We start from the raw sequence: 6,476 nt of genomic DNA on the forward strand, positions 1-6,476 counted from the left end.
GGTTAGAAGTTTAGGTTAGAAGTTTAGGTTAGAAGTTTAGGTTAGAAGTTTAGGTTAGAAGTTTAGGTTAGAAGTTTAGGTTAGAAGTTTAGGTTAGAATTTAACATAACGTAGTTGTGAGAAATCCTTAGTTTATGTCTTCTGAGAATTAACCCAATTCATTAAAATTAGTCTTGTTGATGGCTATTTTCAAATAGGGTATATGATTGCTGAGAAATTACTTAAGTCAACTAGGTATGATGTGTTCCTTTAATTTTGTCATCTAAACGCGCTCAAATCAAGTGATCATTGCTTTGCCAAGTTTCTCTGGTTTATGTTTTTCCATAGTAAAGTTTCAAAAGGTAGATAGAAGGGGAATAACAAAAAATAGGAAGATAAATATCAATGAAAGTAAAGAGCCTACTGAAAATCATAAATACTACATTGGTTCTGTTTTGGAATGAATACACAAATTTTCATTACATTTCTAAAAGCAACCTATCCTATGTAGTTTAACCTGAAATATCGAATCTATACTTTTAAATCTAATCCTGGTAACTATTGAAAGCATGGTTTTTGTAAGTTCTATTTCGTCGTTTAAGTGGTTGAAAAATTGGACTTCAGTAAAGCCCATATTTTCAACCCAAGCATGCAGTTGATATTTTCCTAAAGTAATAGGTTAATTAAAGATAAGTAAATACCCACTTACTTACAGGCATAAGGATAGTGCTTTAATTATTCACAAAACCACGTGAAGCATAAAAGCCTTAAAGAAAGACATCCCAAATGTAATTATTTGATCGCAAGAGCGGAAACAGAATAAATTGCATTAGCCAGCTTTGGGCTATATTTATTCATATAATCGAGATTTTTGATAAAACAAAATTAATTATTAACCCGGTTAATTTAGCAGTTAAAACTTTTTCTGATATTGGTTTCCAAGTGTATTCCATAGTTAAAACTGTCTCAGTAGACTAGTTTTTACATACTAAATGAAAATGCGCAACAAAGTAGGGGTTTTATGGCGTAGTTCGTCTGTAGGCTGATAAATTTTTCTCCACATTATTGGTAAGTAAAATTACTCACGTTTCTGAGCTGGCCATTTTGTTCTATACACTGCTAAATCGCCAAATGAATTATGCTAAATGAAGATTTAAATATCAAACTTGAAACACAGCACAAACAAAATAGAAACTCAATTATTCCATATAACTCAAGCTATTGTGAGCTTTGCAAAATATGGCAGCAACTTGGCTTCTTAAGTGCATAAATATAAGCTGGCAGAAATGTACATTATAACGGCAAATAAGTTGTACAAAATGTAGACATCAAATAGATGTGTAAATAGAGATTTTTGCAAACACTTCCAATATTAGATTGGTGAATATCGACACAAAATATTGCCTGCGTGTTTTTGTCTTGATTAATTATTTCTACAAATTTTCTCAGATGTCTATGTTGCTTAAAAAGTGTAAATGTATGATGTGTTCTTGATTATCTTTAGAGTCAAAAATCATGACTATGGATCAAAAATGAACCGCTTGTTTTTGAATTAGTAAATTATTTGATATTTCACTAATTTGTGCTTGAAGCCAGCCGTCCTATACGTTAACGTGCATGGTGAGGTAACTAATGAGGAATGAGAAATGAAACCTTGGAGTCCAGACAGTTGGAGAGATTTCCCAATCGTCCAACAACCAGAATATCCAGACAAAAAATTACTGACTAATGTTGAGTCAGAGCTTAATGCTGCGCCACCACTTGTTTTTGCTGAAGAAACAAGGAGCTTGTATAAAAATTTAGCCGATGTATGTAATGGAAAGGCGTTTTTGTTACAGGGCGGAGACTGCGCAGAGTCTTTTTCAGACTTTAGTGCAACAAATATAAGAGATACATTTAAAACTCTGCTTCAAATGGCAGTTGTTTTAACTTACGGTGGTAAATGCCCAGTCGTAAAAATTGCGCGAATGGCCGGTCAATATGCTAAACCACGTTCTTCAGATTATGAAACGATAAACGGAGTCTCTTTACCATCTTACCGTGGCGACATTATAAATAATTTTGAATTTACTGAAGAAGCTCGGATCCCAGATCCAAATAGGCTAATGAAGGCTTACCATCATAGTGCGTCGACATTAAACTTATTAAGGGCTTTTGCTCAAGGTGGTTTAGCTGATTTACACCAAGTAAGTCGCTGGAATATGAGTTTTGTTGCAGCTAATCCTCTTAGAGATAAGTTCCAACAAATGGCAAACCGAATTCAAGATGCACTGGAATTTATGGAAGTCTGTGGCATTGATGCAAATGTAGCACCAAGTCTTAAAGAGACTCATCTATATACTTCGCATGAAGCATTGCTTCTTGGTTATGAACAAGCACTTACCAGACGAGATCACTTGTCAGGAGATTGGTACGACTGTTCAGCTCATTTTGTTTGGATCGGAGAAAGAACCAGACAGCTAGATCATGCGCATATTGAGTTCTTTAGAGGAATAAAGAACCCGATTGGTGTTAAAGTTGGTCCGGGTATGGATCCGGACGAGTTGATCAGACTTATTGATGCATTAAACCCGGACAATATTCCTGGTAGATTGACTCTTATCACACGTATGGGTGCAGATGTGTTGCCAGAAAAGCTACCTAACTTGGTTCGCAAAGTTAAGAGTGAAGGTCGCAATGTTGTTTGGTCTTCCGACCCGATGCACGGCAATACTGAAAAAGCGAGTACCGGTTACAAAACTCGAAGTTTCAATAATATATTACGTGAAATTAGCCAATTTTTCGCAGTACACAAATCAGAAGGAACGTACCCAGGAGGCGTTCATTTAGAAATGACTGGACAACACGTAACAGAATGTATCGGTGGTGCATATGGCCTTTCTGATGAAGACCTTGCTCAAAGGTACAGAACACAATGTGACCCGAGATTAAATGCTGACCAAGTATTAGAGTTGGGTTTCTTAGTTGCAGACTTACTCAAAGATGCAAGAGATAGAGTTTAAAAGAAAGCCGCTTTAAGCGGCTTTTTTAATATTTGTTTCGTGATAACCCTGCTTCAGCTATTATTTTCGCCGATATTTCTTCAACTGAAAACTTTGTTGAATTCAGAAATGGTGTTTTATGCTTTTTAAACAACATCTCAACTTCCCTTACTTCTATTCTGCATTGCCTTATTGACGCATATTTAGAATTGGCCATTCTCTCTTGCCTTATAGAGGCCAGCCTTTCTGGATCGATTGTTAAACCAAAGAGTTTATTCTTATGATCTATGAGAAATCGAGGAAAATTACCCTTCTCAAGGTCATCTTCTGTGATAGGGTAGTTTGCTGCTTTTATCCCGTACTGTAACGCTAGATATAGGCTCGCTGGAGTTTTACCGCTTCGACTGACACCCACCAAAATAATATCGGCTTCGTCATAATCTTTAATATTTGCACCGTCATCATTTGCAAGCGCATAATTTACCGCCGAAATACGGAAATCATAGGTCTTTTCATGAATACTGTGCGTTCTATGTACTTTTGGTACAGGTTTGACTTTTAACTCTCGTTTAACTATTTCACTCGCGTAAGACAAAAAGTCATAGCAAACCCCTTTAGAAGATAAAATAATATCGGACAATTCTGGGTTTACGAATGTAAAAAACACTAACGGTGGTTGCCCACTTGATTCTGCCAACTTATCTATTGTCGCTTTAACTGCTTGTGCTTTTTCCACAGACTCAATAAACGGCAGTGTCTTATGTTCAAATTCGACAGGAAACATCGATAAAGTTGCATGTCCAAAAACTTCTGCTGTAATGGCCGTGCCATCAGATATATAAAAAGCTGTTCTCATCTTAACCTTTTCATTACTTTTTTAGTATTTTTTCAAGTCTTGGTTTACGTAGCTATACTTACCGTTGTAGAATGCCTTCGACCTAAAGGAAGGTCAATTAATCTCTCACATTTATTACAATTTGTTTTTGGAGACAGTTCCGTGCAAGACTACGTTCTCTGGTATCAAGAATTGGGTATGCAAGACGTACCTCGAGTTGGTGGTAAAAACGCTTCTCTAGGTGAAATGATATCTAACCTTGCTAACGCTGGTGTACAAGTGCCTGGTGGTTTCGCAACCACGGCAGAAGCTTTTAATGAATTCCTTGAGCAATCAGGATTAAACGAAAAAATTCACACCATTTTAGACACCCTAGACGTTGAAGACGTCAATGAGCTGGCAAAAGTAGGTAGCCAAATCAGACAATGGGTAATCGACACTCCTTTCCAACCAGAATTAGACAAAGCAATTCGCGAAGCATATTTATCCCTTCATGGCGACCAAAGCAATGATGTATCATTTGCTGTAAGATCTTCTGCGACAGCTGAAGATATGCCAGACGCTTCATTTGCTGGACAACAAGAGACTTTCTTAAACGTACGTGGTATTGATGCGGTAATGGTAGCTATCAAACACGTTTTCGCATCTCTTTTCAATGACCGTGCAATTTCGTATCGCGTGCACCAAGGCTATGACCACAGAGGTGTTGCACTATCTGCTGGTATCCAGAGAATGGTCCGTTCAGACAAAGCATCTTCAGGTGTTATGTTCTCAATTGACACTGAATCAGGGTTTGAAGATGTAGTTTTCGTTACATCAAGCTACGGTCTTGGTGAAATGGTAGTTCAAGGTGCTGTAAATCCAGACGAGTTTTATGTTCATAAACCAACTTTAGCCAACAATAAGCCTGCTGTTGTTCGCAGAAATATTGGCTCTAAAGCGATCCAAATGATCTACTCTTCTGACGAATCTCATGGTAAACAAGTTGAAATTGTAGATATGGATCCTGCACTTTCAAATAAATTTTCTATTACCGACGAAGAAGTACAAGAGCTAGCAAAACAAGCTGTAATCATCGAAAACCACTACGGCAGACCGATGGATATCGAGTGGGCTAAAGATGGTAATGACGGCAAACTGTACATTGTTCAAGCAAGACCAGAGACAGTACGTTCAAACGAAGATTCAAATGTAATGGAACGCTTCCAGCTGCAAGAGAAATCTGAGGTTGTATGTGAAGGCAGAGCTATCGGCCACAAAATCGGCACCGGTGTAGTACGCGTATTATCATCTATTGATGAAATGGATAAAGTACAGCAAGGCGATGTACTAGTTACAGACATGACTGACCCTGACTGGGAACCAATCATGAAACGCGCTTCTGCTATTGTTACAAACCGCGGTGGAAGAACATGTCACGCAGCAATTATTGCTCGTGAACTAGGTATTCCTGCTGTTGTAGGTTGCGGAAATGCGACTGCTACTATTAAGCACGGCGACGCAGTAACAGTATCTTGTGCTGAAGGTGATACGGGATACATCTATAAAGGTCAGTTAAAATACGAAGTAATTTCTTCTCGTATTGATTCAATGCCTGACTTACCATTGAAAATAATGATGAATGTTGGTAATCCAGATCGCGCATTTGATTTTGCAAAGTTACCTCACGCAGGTATCGGCTTAGCGCGTCTAGAATTTATCATTAATAGAATGATCGGTGTTCATCCAAAAGCACTGATTAACTTTGATACTCAGTCTGAAGAACTTAAGTCTGAGATCACAGATATTATTGCTGGTTATGAATCGCCAGTAGAATTCTATATTGCAAAACTAGTAGAAGGTATTTCTACTTTAGGCGCAGCATTCGCACCAGAAAAAGTTATCGTTCGTATGTCAGACTTTAAGTCAAACGAATACGCAAACTTGATCGGTGGCCAACAGTATGAGCCGGAAGAAGAAAACCCAATGATCGGTTTCCGTGGTGCATCTCGTTACATCTCTGAAGATTTCAGAGAATGTTTTGCACTTGAATGCGAAGCTATCAAGCGTGTTCGTAACGAAATGGGTCTGACAAATGTTGAAATCATGATTCCATTTGTTAGAACGTTAGAGGAAGCCGCTAGAGTTATTGAGCTTCTAGAAGAGCATGGGTTAAAACGTGGCGAGAATGGTTTACGCGTTATAATGATGTGTGAGCTGCCATCAAATGCATTATTAGCAGATGAGTTTTTAGAATATTTTGATGGATTCTCAATCGGTTCAAACGACCTTACTCAGCTGACGCTAGGTTTGGATAGAGACTCGGGCCTTATCGCGCACTTGTTTGACGAAAGAAACCCGGCAATCAAAAAGTTACTTTCTATGGCTATAAAAACAGCCAAAGAAAAAGGTAAGTATGTCGGGATTTGTGGACAGGGCCCATCGGATCATGAGGACTTTGCCGCTTGGTTGGTAGAGCAGGGTATTGACACGGTATCTCTTAACCCTGACACAGTATTAGAAACTTGGTTGTATTTAGCTGAAAAATTCAACAAATAAGTTTTCAACCACTGCGCCTGGATGTCTCTAGGCGCAGTTCTCGCACACTTCAACACTTCAACACTTCAACACTTCAACACTTCAACACTTCAACACTTCAACACTTCAACACTTCAACACTTCAACACTTCAACACTTCAACA

At 38.2% G+C, this 6,476-nt stretch carries 3 protein-coding genes; 2 read left to right on the forward strand and 1 reads right to left on the reverse strand.

The window, feature by feature from the left end:
• Nucleotides 1–1,625: 1,625 nt before the first annotated feature.
• The gene (locus tag MHN81_RS27865; RefSeq protein WP_023399210.1) at nt 1,626–2,981 is read left to right on the forward strand and encodes a 3-deoxy-7-phosphoheptulonate synthase class II; all 1,356 of its coding nucleotides are present in this window, start codon (nt 1,626–1,628) and stop codon (nt 2,979–2,981) included.
• Between the two features lie 25 nt (nt 2,982–3,006).
• Here MHN81_RS27865 and MHN81_RS27870 read toward each other — a convergent pair whose 3' ends face one another.
• Nucleotides 3,007–3,816 carry a pyruvate, water dikinase regulatory protein gene (locus MHN81_RS27870; protein WP_023399209.1) on the reverse strand — a complete coding sequence of 270 codons (810 nt, stop codon included), beginning with the start codon at nt 3,814–3,816 and terminating at the stop codon, nt 3,007–3,009.
• 141 nt (nt 3,817–3,957) lie between these two features.
• Here MHN81_RS27870 and ppsA point away from each other — a divergent pair, with 141 nt between their 5' ends.
• Nucleotides 3,958–6,333, forward strand: a complete 2,376-nt coding sequence (gene ppsA, locus MHN81_RS27875) for a phosphoenolpyruvate synthase (RefSeq protein WP_239427366.1) — start codon at nt 3,958–3,960, stop codon at nt 6,331–6,333.
• The last annotated feature ends 143 nt before the right edge of the window (nt 6,334–6,476 follow it).

The organism is Pseudoalteromonas sp. Of7M-16, assembly GCF_022347805.1.
In the GTDB taxonomy this organism is placed as follows: Bacteria; Pseudomonadota; Gammaproteobacteria; order Enterobacterales; family Alteromonadaceae; genus Pseudoalteromonas; species Pseudoalteromonas luteoviolacea_F.

Excerpts from the sequence above, each read along its gene's own strand:
- MHN81_RS27865 (WP_023399210.1), top strand. The coding sequence starts at position 1,626 with ATGAAACCTTGGAGTCCAGACAGTTGGAGAGATTTCCCAATCGTCCAA.
- MHN81_RS27870 (WP_023399209.1), bottom strand. The coding sequence starts at position 3,816 with ATGAGAACAGCTTTTTATATATCTGATGGCACGGCCATTACAGCAGAA.